Annotated in this window: 11 protein-coding genes; 3 read left to right on the forward strand and 8 right to left on the reverse strand. The window is 66.2% G+C overall.

The window, feature by feature from the left end:
* Nucleotides 1–208: 208 nt before the first annotated feature.
* Nucleotides 209–949 carry a hypothetical protein gene (locus tag CJ028_RS20810; RefSeq protein ID WP_105033261.1) on the forward strand — a complete coding sequence of 247 codons (741 nt, stop codon included), beginning with the start codon at nt 209–211 and terminating at the stop codon, nt 947–949.
* A 24-nt stretch (nt 950–973) separates the two neighbouring features.
* Nucleotides 974–2,152 carry an HNH endonuclease signature motif containing protein gene (locus tag CJ028_RS00010; protein WP_105033262.1) on the forward strand — a complete coding sequence of 393 codons (1,179 nt, stop codon included), beginning with the start codon at nt 974–976 and terminating at the stop codon, nt 2,150–2,152.
* 95 nt (nt 2,153–2,247) lie between these two features.
* Here CJ028_RS00010 and CJ028_RS00015 read toward each other — a convergent pair whose 3' ends face one another.
* Both CJ028_RS00015 and CJ028_RS00020 read right to left on the reverse strand, forming a co-directional pair.
* On the reverse strand, nt 2,248–4,065 hold the full coding sequence (locus CJ028_RS00015) for an ABC transporter ATP-binding protein (RefSeq protein WP_105033263.1): 1,818 nt from the start codon (nt 4,063–4,065) through the stop codon (nt 2,248–2,250).
* Nucleotides 4,062–5,924 carry an ABC transporter ATP-binding protein gene (locus CJ028_RS00020; protein ID WP_105033264.1) on the reverse strand — a complete coding sequence of 621 codons (1,863 nt, stop codon included), beginning with the start codon at nt 5,922–5,924 and terminating at the stop codon, nt 4,062–4,064. The genes CJ028_RS00015 and CJ028_RS00020 overlap by 4 nt, the downstream gene beginning before the upstream one ends.
* Before the next feature lie 538 nt (nt 5,925–6,462).
* On the opposite strand from CJ028_RS00020, the gene CJ028_RS00025 reads away from it, so the two are divergent.
* Nucleotides 6,463–7,152, forward strand: coding sequence for a DedA family protein (locus tag CJ028_RS00025; protein WP_105033265.1), 690 nt, complete (start codon nt 6,463–6,465; stop codon nt 7,150–7,152).
* Between the two features lie 89 nt (nt 7,153–7,241).
* Here the strand turns inward: CJ028_RS00025 and CJ028_RS00030 are convergent, their stop codons facing one another.
* The 6 genes from CJ028_RS00030 to sucC all read right to left on the reverse strand — a co-directional run bounded on the left by CJ028_RS00030 (nt 7,242) and on the right by sucC (nt 14,271).
* Nucleotides 7,242–8,321, reverse strand: coding sequence for a Glu/Leu/Phe/Val dehydrogenase family protein (locus CJ028_RS00030; RefSeq protein WP_105033266.1), 1,080 nt, complete (start codon nt 8,319–8,321; stop codon nt 7,242–7,244).
* Between the two features lie 137 nt (nt 8,322–8,458).
* Nucleotides 8,459–10,126 (reverse strand): bifunctional phosphoribosylaminoimidazolecarboxamide formyltransferase/IMP cyclohydrolase, encoded by a 1,668-nt coding sequence (purH, locus tag CJ028_RS00035; protein ID WP_105033267.1) that lies wholly within the window; start codon nt 10,124–10,126, stop codon nt 8,459–8,461.
* Complete coding sequence (purN, locus tag CJ028_RS00040) at nt 10,123–10,716, reverse strand: phosphoribosylglycinamide formyltransferase (RefSeq protein ID WP_105033268.1); 594 nt, start codon at nt 10,714–10,716, stop codon at nt 10,123–10,125. Before purN ends, purH begins: the two co-directional genes overlap by 4 nt.
* 9 nt (nt 10,717–10,725) lie before the next feature.
* Nucleotides 10,726–11,973: a cell division protein PerM gene (locus CJ028_RS00045; RefSeq protein ID WP_105033269.1), complete on the reverse strand. Its 1,248-nt coding sequence runs from the start codon at nt 11,971–11,973 to the stop codon at nt 10,726–10,728.
* Nucleotides 11,974–12,200: 227 nt separating this feature from the next.
* Nucleotides 12,201–13,088, reverse strand: coding sequence for a succinate--CoA ligase subunit alpha (gene sucD / locus CJ028_RS00055; RefSeq protein WP_105033271.1), 888 nt, complete (start codon nt 13,086–13,088; stop codon nt 12,201–12,203).
* Nucleotides 13,089–13,101: 13 nt separating this feature from the next.
* Nucleotides 13,102–14,271 carry an ADP-forming succinate--CoA ligase subunit beta gene (gene sucC, locus CJ028_RS00060; protein ID WP_105033272.1) on the reverse strand — a complete coding sequence of 390 codons (1,170 nt, stop codon included), beginning with the start codon at nt 14,269–14,271 and terminating at the stop codon, nt 13,102–13,104.
* Nucleotides 14,272–14,412 lie beyond the last annotated feature (141 nt).

Genomic DNA, 14,412 nt, shown 5'->3' on the forward strand with positions numbered 1-14,412 from the left:
TGACCCGCATCGCCTTCGGCTTCAAATTACCGGACGCGCTCATCGCCCTCGCCATGCTCAGCCTCGGCGGGCACAAACCCGTGCTTCCCGGACGAAACTAACCCACGGAAGAGTCAGGAGAGCCATTATTTGGCTGGTTTGGGCAATTTAGTGCTTGTATGCCTGATTTTTCCTCGGGAATGTCGGTGGTCGGGTGTTGGGTTGAATCATGAACAACATGGCGATGAAGCTCACCCGGGCGGCGGCCGCTGTCGCCGCGCTCGGTGGTTCCAGCGCCGAGTTCGGAAGCCTGTCTGATGCAGAGGTGCTCGCGGCGCGCGACCCGATCGCGGACCTGCTGCGACTGAGTAACACGGTGGCGGCATTGCTGGCCGGTACGATCGCGCACAGGTCCCGGCCAGAACTGGGTCAGTCAGGGTTGGCGTCGCGGTACGGATTTGGCAACCCGACCATGATGGTGCAAGACGCCACTGGCCTCAGCCGCATCGAGGCTGGCCGACTGCTGGCCGTGGGCGTGCTGATGAACGACACCGAAACCGCCGAACGGCGAGCTGCTGACACTGCGCGAGAGGCTGAGCGGGCGGCACGGGCAGCGGCCGCCGCCGCGGAAGCCGAGCGTGAAGCGGCGCGGGAGGCGGAGCGGGCGGCGGAGCGGGCGGCGGCATGGGCCGAACTGCACCCGAATCTTCCGCCGCTGCCCGTGGCCGCGCCCCGCCCGGTACTCCCCGTGCTGCCTGTGCTGCCGGTGCTGCCGGTGCTGCCGGTGCTGCCGGTGCTGCCGGTGCTGCCGGTCATCGTGGCAGCACCGGTGGTGGTGCCGTGGCAGGCGCCGATCGTGCACGCCGTCGCCGACGGCACCTTCTCGCCCGGCATCGGCGACGCACTGCTCCGAGGCCTGGGAACCCTGGATCAGGCGATCACCGCCGAGAAACTCACCGCCGCCTTGTAGGGGCTGCTGGTGGAGGTGCCCGGGATGAACACCGAGCAGGCCTACAAACGGGCTCGGCGGTTGCGGGACGGCCTGGACGCGGCGGGTATTTTGGCGCGGGAGAAGCAGGCCCGCGATGACACGACCTGGTCGCTGTGGCGGCGGGCCGACGGCATGGTGACCCTGCATGCGCTGATGGCGCCGGAGCAGGGCGAGATGTGGATGGCGACCTACGACGCACTGACGAGCCCGCGGCGCGGCGGCGTGCGGTTCGTCGACCCGGAACGTGCGGCGTGGGCGCAGCGAGTCAAGAACGACCCGCGCACCATCGACCAGATCGCCGCAGACTCCTTCACCCAGTTGCTCATGCTCGGCGCTGACGCCGACCCGAACACCATGTTCGGCGGGCGCCGCCCGGTCGTGCAGATCATCGTCACCGAACACGACCGCCCCACTACCATCCCCGACCCGACATTGGGTCGAGACGCTGACCCCGCGCCTCGCCCCACGATGCACCCCGCCGCCGGCCCGAGCGCTGTCCCCAGCGCGACGCCGGGTATCACCGCGAGCGGCGGCACCACGACCGCTACCGCCGAGACCGCCAGCACCGAGAGCGGCACCGCTGGGAGCGGCACCCCGGCGACAGACACGGCCAAAACGGCGTTCGGTTACCTCGAGGGCAACCCCGCTCCAGTGTCGGCGGAGACGATCGACCGGCACCTGTGTGACACCGGCTACGTGGGAATCCTGTTCAGTGAGGCCGGGCAACCCCTCAACGTCGGCCGGGACGAGCGCCTATTCAACCGCAAGCAACGCCGGGCCCTCGCCGCGCGCGACGGCGGATGCCGCTGGCCCGGCTGCGACCAACCACCGTCGTGGACAGAATCGCATCACATAGAAAACTGGTCTGATCTGGGACTTTCCGATATCGATTTCGCCATATTACTCTGTGCACACCATCATCTACTGCTGCACAACCGACACTGGAAGATCTATCTCCGCGATGGCGAGTACTGGCTGCAGCCCCCGATCGAGATCGACCCCGAACAGACCTTGATCGCCCTCCCCACCAAAAGCCCGCTCATGCACGCACTCAAACAACTTGACCTTCCGACGCCGGCCACCCCGGTGGCTGGCCGTGCAGATCGCGGTGCGCCACAGCACAGCGTCGACGGGCTCGACCAGCGACCGGACTACCCAAACGACGACGACTACCGAAACTAGCGCCCAATTGGCACGGCGGTCGCGGTTTCAGTATTACCGTCTCCTGGCTGATACTGAAGAAGCTCACCGCCCCCGAGTCGGCTACACGAGAGCGGCTACACGAGGGAGTCGCGCCAGGCGGCGTGCATGGTCGCGAAACGGCCGGTTCCCGAGATGAGGTCGTTCGGGGTTCCGTCCTCCACGATGCGACCGTGTTCCATCACGAGTACCCGGTCGGCGATCGCCACCGTCGACAGGCGGTGGGCGATAATCACGGCCGTGCGATCAGCGAGCAAAGTTTGCAGCGCCTCCTGCACGAGCCGTTCGCTCGGAATGTCGAGCGACGACGTAGCCTCATCGAGGATGAGCACCGCCGGGTTGGCCAGGAAGGCGCGCGCAAACGAGATCAGCTGGCGCTGCCCGGCCGAGACTCGACCACCGCGCTTGTTCACGTCGGTGTCATACCCGTTCGGCAGGCTCTCGATGAAGTTGTGAGCACCGACGGCGGCCGCGGCGGCGCGAATTTGCTGCACCGAAGCATCCGGTTTGCCTATTGCGATGTTCTCGGCGACCGAACCGCTGAACAGGTAGGCCTCCTGGGTGACCATGACGATCGCGCGCCGCAGGTCCTTGGGATGCAGATCGCGCAGGTCGACGTCGTCGAGCCGAACCCGACCATCCGTCGGGTCGTAGAAGCGGCTCATCAGCTTGGCGAGCGTAGATTTACCAGCTCCGGTCGACCCGACCAGGGCGATGGTCTGTCCGGCCGGAATGTCGAGGTCGAAGTGCGGCAGAATCTCCCGATCAGCCTGGTAGGCAAACTGCACGTTGTCGAACCGTACCCGTCCGCGGGCCTCCCAGAGGTCCACCGGGGAGACCGGATCGGGCACGCCGGGGCGTTCTTCGAGCACGCCGGAGATCTTTTCGAGCGCCGCCGCGGCCGACTGGTAGGAGTTGTAGAACATGGCCATCTCCTCCATTGGGTCGAAGAACCGGCGGGTGTAGAGCAGCGTTGCGAGCAGCGCACCGATGGCCAGCTGGCCGTCGGCCACCCGAAAACCACCGACCAGCAGCACGGCGGCGACCGTGACATTGCCGATCAGCACCAGCCCAGGGTCGAAAACCCCGAACAGCTGAATCACGCGCGCGTTGACCTCGCGGTAGCTTTCGACGAGCTTGCCGAACACGCTCTCGTTGTGCTTCTCGGTGCGAAAAGCTTTCACGGCGCGGATGCCGGTCATCGTCTCGACGAAACGTACGATCAGGCTCGCCGACGCAACCCGCGACTGCCGGAACAGGCTCTGCGAGCGCACCTGGAACCAGCGCGTGAGAATGACCAGCGGCAGCAGCGCGCCCAGGAGCACGAGACCGCTGGTGCCGTCGAGCAGCACCAAGGCGATTGCCGTGAACGACATATAGAGGATGCCCTGCACCAGTTGGTTGATGCCGGAGTCGAGCAGCTCCCGAATGGCATCGAGGTCGCTGGTCTGGCGCGAGATAATGCGCCCCGAGGTGTACGACTCATGAAATTCGAGGCTCAGCTTCTGGGTGTGCAAAAACACGCGCTTACGCAGGTCAATCAGCACGGCCTGACTCACCCGGGCACTCAACACGGTGTACCAGGCGATGAGCAGCGCGCCGAGTACCCCGGCGACGAGGTAGATCGCGCCGGTCGCGGCGAGCGGCATCCAGTCTTGTTCGAGCAGTGCGGGCAAACCGCGGTCGATGCCGAAGGCGATCAGTGCAGGGCCAGCCACCTGCGCGGCGGTCGAGACGACCACCACGAGCATGGCGAGCACGACCTTGGCGCGCACCGGAAAGAGCAGCGAGCCGAGCAGCCGCAGCGAGCGGGCCCGGATCTGCTTGCTTTCGGCCTTGGTGAAGTCGTGGCGTTCCTCACCCTGCACTCCACGGACACTCCCATTGGCGCTCACAGTGCTTCCTCCGCTCGGTTCGATTCTCGGCGTTCTTCGTCTTCCAGACTGGAGATGACGAAGGTGTAGTGCGGGCTGGTACGCAGCAGCTCGGAGTGCGTGCCGACCGCCGTGATGCGGCCGTCTTCAAGCAGTGCCACCCGGTCTGCGAGCATGACCGTCGACGGTCGGTGCGCCACGATCAGCGCCGTGGTGTCGACGAGCACCTCGCGCAGCGCGTTCTCCACGAGCGATTCGGTGTTCACGTCGAGCGCGGACAGCGGATCGTCCAAGATCAAAACGGATGGCCGCGCCGCGACCGCGCGGGCGAGCGCGAGCCGCTGCCGCTGCCCACCGGACAGGCTCATGCCTTCCTCACCGACGAGGGTGTCCACGCCGAGCGGGAGGTCGTGCACGAACCCTGCCTGCGCGATCTGCAGTGCCTGCGCGAGCGCGGCATCCGCTTCAGGGCTGCTGACGGCGAGGTCGGCACGCCCGAGCAGCACGTTGTCCCGAACGGACGCAGAGAACAGTGTCGCATCCTCGAATGCCATTGCGAGGTGGCTGCGCAGTTCTTCGCGGCCGAGCGCGCGCACGTCGACGCCGTCCAGCGTCACCGCGCCAGCCGTCACGTCGTACAGCCGGGTGGTGAGGGCCGTGAGCGTGCTCTTGCCCGAGCCGGTGAGGCCGACGAGCGCCATGGTCTCCCCCGGTTCGAGCACGAGGTCGATGCCGTCGAGCAGGTCAGGAAAGCGCTCGGGCGAGTCCGGGTAGCGAAAGTGCACGTTGTCGAACGCGAGCCGGCCGAGCGGCGCGGCCAGGGTGGCTGGGTCAGCGGGGTCGGTGATCTCGTTCGGGGTGTCGAGAATGTCGAAGAACCGGTCGGTGGCGGTGCGCGCATCGAAGGTCATCGACAGCAAAAATCCGATCGATTCCACCGGAAACCTAAGCACGGTGGCGGTCGCGAAGAACGCCAACAGCTCGCCGCCGCTTAGGTCGCCCTGGCTGGTAAGCCAGACGCCGACCACGAGGCACAGCGCGAACGCGACGTCGGGAACGAGCAGCAGCCAGAGCCAGATGCCGGCGATGGCACGCGCCTTCTCGATCTCGGTGCCGCGCAGGCTTTCGGCCTGGGAGGCGAAGTTCTTCAGCGCGAACGAGCCGCGGCCGAACGCCTTGAGTACGCGAATTCCGTGCACGGACTCCTCGACGGCGGTCGCGAGGTCGCCGGCCTGGTCCTGGCTGCGGCGGGCGATGACCGAGTATTTCTCCTCGAAGACGTAGCCGTAGATCCAGATCGGAATCGAGCAGACCACGAAGATCACGCCGAGCAGCCAGTGCATCCAGAGCAATATAGCGACGCCGACGACGATGGTGAGAAAGTTGACCACGAGCAGCACGAGCCCGAACGACACCCAGCGGCGAATCAGGTTGAGGTCGCTCACGGCGCGCGAGAGCAGCTGGCCGCTCGGCCAGCGGTCGTGAAAACTCACCGGCAGGTCCTGCAGCCGGGCGTAGAGGTGGTTGCGCATGCGCGCCTCGATGTGGGTGCCCGGGGTGAGCACGAACCAGCGGCGCAGGGCGATCATGATCGCCTCGACCACGCCGAGGGCCAGCACGATCCACACGGCCGGCCAGATCTGTGAGGCGCTGTCGCCGTTGCCGACGTTGCTGAGCGGGCCGTCGACGAGCCAAGCGAGCACCTGCGGGATGGCCAGGGCCACGAGACCGGCGAGCAGCGCGGCGACCATGCCGAGATAAATGCGCGGTAGCGCCGGTTTGGCATACGGGTAGAGCCGTTGCAGGCTGCGAAAGGTATTCGTGCGCACGGCCGGGTCGTTGGTGGGCGGCGGCGGTGCCGGTGGTGCAGTGGTGGTCATGGTCCAGTCCTGAATGTGGTGCGGGTGCAGCAGATGCTTGTGGTCACCAGACCGAGAGGTCGCGACACCAAACGCTCGCGTCATATGGCGCTGGCGGGTCGGCGATGCAGGGTGGCGAGCGGTGGTGTGCGTTTGGAGAACGCGCAGGCAGCGAGCTGCCGGGCGAAACGAGCGAATGGCTCGTTGTGACGATTGAGGCGCGGCTAGCCGACGAAACGCACGGCGATAGCGAGGTACCCAGCAAAGACGCCAAAGTGTGCGCCGTCGGTCGCAATCGCTGCGAGCGTGATCGGTGCTGTCTTTGTCATGTCTGCCTCCTGGGCGCCTCAAGAATGTGTGTCACATGCCCCCCGGATCAGGCAGCCTTTCAGACTATGGCGAAACGGGGGCAGAATACAAGTATTTTCTGCGGTGGGAGCATCCGCTCGAGGGAACGACAACTCGGCGACGAGCCGCGACCACCCGGTCTTTCCCAGCGTGAGGTCACGTAGTCTGGGTTCTGCGCCTATGCCCAGCGCGCCCGTTGGAAGGATTCTTCATGCTGCCCACCCTCTTCGGAATCGATTTTCTCGACTCTGAGTGGCTGATCCACTCTTTTGGATCGTTCGTTCTGCTGGGCGTCGCCGCGGTCGTGTTCATCGAGACCGGTTTCATCGTGCTGTCGTTCCTGCCAGGTGATTCCCTGCTGTTCACCGTTGGCCTGCTCACCGCGACCGGTGTGGTGCCGCTGCCGATCTGGGTGACCTGTCTGGTGGTCTTCATCGCTGCCTTCGCCGGCGACCAGCTCGCCTACGTCATCGGTCGAAAAGCCGGCCCTGCGGTGTTCTCGCGGGAGAAGAACCGTTTCTTCAACCCGAAGAACGTCGAGCGCACCAACGCCTTCTTCGCCAAACACGGCGGCAAGTCCATCATTTTGGCCCGATTTCTGCCGGTCTTTCGTGCCTTCGTGCCGGTTGCCGCCGGCGTCGGCAAGATGCGCTACCGCAGCTTCGTGACCTACAACGCCATCGGTGCCTTCGCCTGGGGCGTCGGCCTCACCCTGGTCGGGTTCTTCCTCGGCCAGATCGCCTTCGTCGAGAAGTACTCCGAATTCTTCATCATCGGCATCATTTTGCTCTCTGGAATCCCGATCCTCACCGAGCTGGGCAAGGCCGCGAGCACGACGCTCAAGGAACGCCGTGCCGCCTCCCGCGTTCAGCCGACGATCCCGGCCGATCTGCGCGAGTAAACCCGCCGCGACCGCGCCCGCGATTGGCAGCTGCTACGGTAACCGGCGTAGCGGCCACCCGTTTCGGGCGCGCTCATGACTCGCACCTGCTACCGAGCGGCGTTTAGGCGGGTCGCGGCGAGCAGTTCGGCGGCCGCGAGCGTCGTGATCTCGCTCGCGCGGGCATCCGTGAAGATCTGGGTGAGCACGGAGCCGATTGCGGCCACGCGCGTCGAGATCTGGCCGAGGTCGGCGTTCGGTTCGCTCGCCAGGTCGAGGTAGACGACGCCACCGGCGTTGACGACGAAATCCGGTGCCCAGAGAATGCCCCGCGCGTCCAGCTGGGCAGCACCGGCCGGTGCCTGGAGCTGGTTGTTGGCGGCTCCGCAGACGCCGAGCACGTTCAGCTCCGCGATGACGGATGCGCTCAGCACGCCGCCCAGGCCGCACGGCACGAACAGGTCGGCGTGCACCCGGTGAGCGTCGCCCACCGACACCCAGCTGGCACCGAGCTCGTCGGCGAGTGCGCGCTTGTCGGGGTTGATGTCGGTGACGGTGAGGGTGGCGCCGGCCGCGGAGAGTGCGGTGGCGAGGCGTCCGCCGACCTGGCCGAGGCCCGAGATCACGAGGTGGCGGCCGCGCACGTCACGGCTGCCGAACAGGGCCTCCAGGGTGGATTCGATGCTCGCGTAGACGCCGGCGGCTGTGGCATCCGCTGGCTCACCGACGCCGCCGCTCGCGGCGGGCAGTCCGCAGACGTGGCTCGTGCGTTCTGCCACGATGGCCATAAGCTCGGCGCTCGTTCCGACGTCTTCGGCGGTCATGTAGGCGCCATTCAGGCTCTCGATGGCGTCGCCGAGGTCAAGCATCGCCAGACGCTTCTGGGCGTCGGTCAGTACCGTGCCGAGCGGCAGATAGATGACGGACTTACCACCGCCGCGGTTCAGACCCGCGGCCGCGTTTTTCAGGGTCATGGCGGCGGAGAGGCGTAGGGCGTCGGCGACCGCGTCGGTCCAGGTCGCGTACTGCCACAGGCGGGCGCCACCGAGGGCCTGGCCGAGGCGGGTCGAGTGAATGGCCACCGTGATCATAAGCCCGGATCGTTCCCCGGTCGTGATCAGCACTTTCTCATGGGAAAGCGGAATCTGCGCGAGGGAATCGAGGGCGGCGGCAGGGTGCGTGAGGGTCATGGAAACTCCGTTGTCTCGGGCCTTGTGGGCCAAATGCGGCGGTGCCGGTGTATGGAACCGCCTTGATCAGGATAACCGGAGTGGGTGCGCAAAAAGCACCCCCGATTCAATATCGAAGGTGCTTCTTTCGGTTTGGTCTAGTGGAAGAAGTGGCGCTCTCCGGTGAAGTACATCGAGACGCCCGCAGCGGTGGCAGCGGCGATGACCTCGGGGTCGCGCACCGATCCGCCGGGCTGCACAACCGCTGCGATACCGGCGTCGAGCAGAACTTCGAGCCCGTCAGCGAAGGGGAAGAACGCGTCAGAGGCGGCGACCGAGCCCTCGGCGCGTTCGCCGGCCCGGCTCACAGCGAGGTGGCAGGAGTCGACCCGGTTGACCTGGCCCATCCCCACACCGACGGATGCTCCGGCGTGCGCCAGCAGGATGGCGTTCGACTTCACGGAACGGCACGACTTCCACGCGAATTCGAGGTCGGCGCGGGTGGCGGCATCCACTTCAGGGCCGGCCACGAGGGTCCAGCCGTCCGAGCTGAAGCCCTCGAAGCTGTCGGTCTCCTGCACGAGCAGGCCGCCGGAGATCTGATGCAGTTCGAGCGAGGAACGCTCGAAGTCGGCCGGCAGCTCGAGCAGGCGAATGTTCTTCTTCTTGGTGAGCAGTTCAACCGCGGCCGGCTCGAAACCGGGGGCCACGAGCACCTCGGTGAAGATCTCGCTGATAGTCTCGGCCATACCGAGGGTGACGACGCGGTTCGCGGCGATCACGCCGCCGAACGCCGAGATCGGGTCGCAGGCGTGGGCGCGCAGGTGGGCAGAGGCGATGGCATCCGGTGCGTTGGGCTTGGCAATGGCGATTCCGCATGGGTTCGCGTGCTTGACGATGGCAACGGCCGGTTCGCTGAAGTCGAAGGCGGCGCGCACCGCGGCATCCGCGTCGACGTAGTTGTTGTAGGACATTTCCTTGCCGTGCAACTGCTTGGCCTGGGCGATACCCCGGCCGCCTTCGCCCACGTAGAGCGCGGCGGCCTGGTGCGAGTTCTCGCCGTAACGCAGGATGGCGTCGCGGGTGACCTCGATGCCGAGGCCGGTTGGGAACGTGGATTCCTCTTCGTCGTCGTCATCGATGGTCGAGAAGGCGACGTCTTCGCCCAGTTCCTCGGTATCGTCTTGCCACTGGTCGTAGACGTTCTCGGTGAACCAGGCCGACACGCTCAGGTCGTAGTCGGCGGTGTGCTCGAAGGCGAGCGAGGCGAGCTTCTGGCGCAGCTTGAGGGTCGAGCCGCCAGTAGCAACGGCTTCGATGATCTCGCCGTAGTTGGCCGGGTCGACGACGATGGCCACGTTCGCGTGATTTTTAGCGGATGCCCGCACCAGCGCCGGTCCACCGATGTCGATCTGCTCGATCACGTCGGCAGGCTCGGCGCCGCTCTCTACGGTCTCGACGAAGGGGTACAGGTTGACGACGACGAGCTGGAACGCCTTGATGCCGAGCTCGTCGAGCTGCGCTTCGTGCGTTTCGAGGCGCAGGTCGGCGAGGATGCCGGCGTGCACGCCGGGGTGCAGGGTCTTGACGCGGCCGTCGAGCGACTCCGGAAAGCCGGTGACCGCCGCGACGTCGGTTACGTCGTAGCCTGCGGCGCGAATGGTGGCCGCCGTCGAACCGGTGGAGACGATTTCGACGCCATCCGCTTTCAGAGCCGCGGCGAGTTCGAGCAGGCCGGTCTTATCGCTCACGGAGATGAGTGCGCGCTCGATGGCGATCTGGTCCCGGTTACGGTACGAGCTGGGCGCGTTGGTGTGTCCACTCATGCGTTGGAGTTCTCCTTGAGGTTCATGTGTCCGTTGGCGATGTCGAGCACGGCCTGGATCAGCAGGCGACGCTCGACGATCTTGATGCGATTCTGCAGGGAAGTTTCGGTGTCACCTGGCAGCACGGCGACGCGCTCCTGCACCAGGATTGGGCCCTCGTCGACACCGTTGTCGACCACGATGATGCTCGCACCGGTCTGCACGGCCCCGGCAGCGAGGGCGTCGCGCACGGCGTGCGCCCCTGGAAACTCGGGCAGGTAGGCGGGATGGGTGTTGATCAGGTTCGGCGACAGAGCGGCGACTACGCGCGGCGGCAGCAGACGCATCATGCCGCTGAGCACGACCAGGTCGGGCTGCCACTGCTGAATCTGCGCGAGCAGTTCGTCGCCCCAGGCCGCGCGGTCCTTGAAGGAGGAAAAGGGAACGGAGAATGCGGGGATCCCGAATTCGACCCCGAGCTCGAGCCCGTCGGCGTCTCGGTCGGCGCCGATCGCGACAACTCTCGCGGGAAACTCGGCGTCTTCTGACGCCTCCAGCAGGGCCCGCAGATTGGATCCTCCGCCGGAGATCAACACGACAATAGACAGCACGGTCTGAGCTTACCGTTTGGCGCGGCGCACTGACGGGAGTCGTACCCGGCCGGCCAGCATACCGAGTGCCGCCGCGACACCGATTTCGGCGGCGGCCAGCGCACCGACCAACAGCGGATTCGGCCCAACCTCCACGAGGCGGCCAGGGCCCATCGCGCCGGCCGCCCACCAGGCCAGCAGGCCAAGCAGGGCGCCGCCGACGACTCCCATGCCGAGGCCGGTGAGCACGTGTTCGAGGGTGGTGCGTTCGGGCACTCCCTGGCGGTCCAGAAACTGCCGGGTCACGACCGCGAAGGCGAAACCGACGAGCACGGGTACGAGCAGGCCGAGAAAGCCGTAGGCCGGGGTGCCCTGGGGCAGCGCGCCGAACAGTGGCAGGCCGGGGAGGGTGCCGACGGCGGTACCGATCGGCGAGACGCTGGATCCAACGCCCAGCGCGACGCCCGGCCCGACGAACCAGGCGGCGGCCCAGATGACGAGGTTGGGAATGAGGGCCAGCTGCGCGAGGGTGATGGTGGCGCCGCCGAACACACCAGCCTGCACGGCCTCGTAGAGCCCGATGATGGTCGCGTAGTTGATGGCGATGAGCACGGTAACAGCCACGGCAGACACGATCAGCACCCCGGCTGCGGCCGCCGTTCCGCCGCGCAGCGCGCCCTCGATCACGGTGCGAATGATCTGCGGTATCCGCTGATACCACAAACGGATGCCCCGGCTCACCCGGTCCAGGCCCTCCACGGCCTCGGCAGTCTTGCGCCGCCCCAGTTCGGCCCCCACCAGAACCCCGGCGGCATAGATGAGCGGTGGCAGCAGGATCCCCTGCAGCTGATCGGGCGCGACCGTCTCCGACACTGCGGACAGGGTCACGAGGCAGGCGAGAATCGCATAGGTTCCCACAGCGACGCCGACGCCGGTCCAACGGTGTGGGGTTTCGGCGGCACGCCGGCCGGTGTGCACGCCCATGAGCACCGAGAGCATGGCGAAACCGAGTGGCACGACCGAGATCAGAAATGGCGTGTCTGCGCCGGCCAGGCCGAGGGCTGCGGCCACGTCCGGACCGACCCGCACCATGAGGTCGACGCCGTTGCCGAGCAGCCAGATATCGGCAGCAGCACGCCAGAACACGAACCATTCCACCGACAGTCCGAAATGGGCGGCCCAGAGGACGGTGAGCGGCACCATGGCGATGCCGATGCCAATGGCGACAACAAGTAATGCCTCGAGAGCGGCGAGCAGGGCGGTCGTTATGCGGTTCATCCGTTGCGAGCCTATATCGCCGGGGCGACAATGCGCGCCAGGCGCACGTCCCGGTACCGAACTGCGGAGATTCCCGGCGCGAGGGCCGGCCCGCACCCGAACGTGCGGGCGATTACGCGGCGCGCCAGGGGCATCCGCTCGAAATCTCCGCAGATCTGCACGCCCACCCGCCCACGCACGCAAAAGGGGCTCGCCAACATTCCGGCGAGCCCCTCGTTGAGAGCGATCTACAGTGCGGCGAGTGCCTCGCGCAGCAGGGTCGCAGCCTCGCTCGGCGTCTTGCCGACCTTGACTCCGGCGGCCTCAAGGGCCTCCTTCTTGCCCTGGGCGGTTCCGGCTCCGTCGGAGACGATGGCGCCGGCGTGGCCCATGGTCTTGCCCTCGGGTGCGGTGAATCCGGCCACGTAGCCAATGACCGGCTTCGTGACGTGCGCCTTGATGTACTCGGCGGCCTTCTCTTCAGCGTCGCCGCCAATTTCGCCGATCATGACGATCGCCTTGGTCTCCGGGTCGTTCTCGAAGGCTTCGAGCGCATCGATGTGCGTGGTCCCGATGATGGGGTCGCCACCGATGCCGATCGCGGTGGAGAAGCCGAGGTCCCGCAGTTCGTACATCATCTGGTAGGTCAGGGTGCCCGACTTGGAGACGAGTCCGACCGGGCCCTTGACGGTGATGTTCGCCGGCGTGATGCCGACGAGCGCTTCACCGGGCGTGATGATGCCGGGGCAGTTCGGGCCGATGATGCGGGTCTTGTTGCCCTTTTTGATGGCGTAGGCCCAGAACTCGGCCGAGTCCTGCACTGGGACACCCTCGGTGATGATGACGAGCAACGGAATCTCGGCGTCGATCGCTTCGATGACGGCGTCCTTGGTGAACACCGGCGGTACGAAGACGATCGACACGTCGGCGCCGGTCTTCTCGACGGCCTCGGCAACCGTGCCGAAGACGGGCAGTTCGACCGAACCGTGCACGACGGTGGTGCCGGCCTTGCGCGCGTTGACGCCACCGACGACCTGGGTACCGGCCTTGAGCATGAGGGCGGTGTGCTTGGAGCCCTCACCTCCGGTGATGCCCTGAACGATGACCTTGGAGTCCTTGTTGAGGAAGATTGACATTCTTGGTTGTCCCTTACTTCGCGGCGTGGGCGAGTTCGGCGGCCTTGGCGGCGCCCTCGTCCATGGTGGCGGCCAGTGTTACGAGCGGGTGGTTCGCCTCGGCGAGGATGCGACGACCCTCCTCGACGTTGTTGCCGTCGAGGCGAACGACGAGCGGCTTGTTGGCGGCAGAACCGAGCTCGGCGAGCGCGCCCACGATGCCCTTGGCGACGGCGTCACAGGCAGTGATGCCACCGAAGACGTTGACGAACACGCTCTTGACCTGCGGGTCGCCGAGAATGACGTCGAGGCCGGCGGCCATGACCTCAGCGGATGCTCCGCCCCCGATGTCGAGGAAGTTGGCCGGCTTGACGCTACCGAAGTTCTCGCCGGCGTAGGCGACGACGTCGAGGGTCGACATGACCAGTCCAGCGCCGTTGCCGATGATGCCGACTTCACCGTCGAGCTTCACGTAGTTGAGGCCGGCAGCCTTGGCCTTGGCTTCGAGCGGGTCAGCCGCAGCGGCGTCCTCGAGGAGCGCGTGCTTGGGGTGACGGAAGTCGGCGTTCTCGTCGATCGTCACCTTGCCGTCGAGCGCGATGATGTCGCCCTCTTCGGTGAGTACGAGCGGGTTAACCTCGACCAGGGTCGCGTCTTCACCCTTGAACACGTCGTAGAGCTTGACGAAGACCGGTGCGACCTTGTCGACGAGCTCGGCCGGGAACTTGGCGTCGATCGCGATCTGCTTCGCCAGCGCGAGGTCGATGCCGACCATCGGGTCGACGGCGGTGTAGGCGAGCGCCTCGGGCTTCTCGACGGCGAGAACTTCGATCTCCACGCCGCCCTCGTAGCTGGCGAGCGACAGGTAGGACCGGTTGGACCGGTCCAGCAGCACGGAGAAGTAGAATTCCTGCTTGATGCGGGCACCGCCGGCCACCATGACGCGGTGAACGGTGTGGCCCTTGATGTCCAGGCCCAGGATGCTCTGGCCAGCGGCCTCGGCGTCATCCGGAGTCTTGGCTACCTTGACGCCGCCGGCCTTGCCGCGGCCGCCGACCTTGACCTGCGCCTTGACTACGACAACGCCACCGAGCTTCTCGGCCGCTGCACGTACTTCGGCGGGGGTGTCTGCGATGATGCCCGGCAGAACCGGCACACCATATTCCTCAAAGAGGTCTCTCGCTTGGTACTCGTAAAGATCCACGCTGCTCTTCCAATCCGCGTCTTGGCGATCACACCGCCGGTGAAGATATATGAGGTTGTTGGTGACAGCAGTTCAGCCGTAAATTAGCTCGACATCAAGACAAACTGGCCCTTGGAAACTCTATCGCGTGAATTGAGCGTC

The sequence above is a fragment of the Cryobacterium aureum genome (genome assembly GCF_002954245.1).
GTDB lineage: Bacteria > Actinomycetota > Actinomycetes > Actinomycetales > Microbacteriaceae > Cryobacterium > Cryobacterium aureum.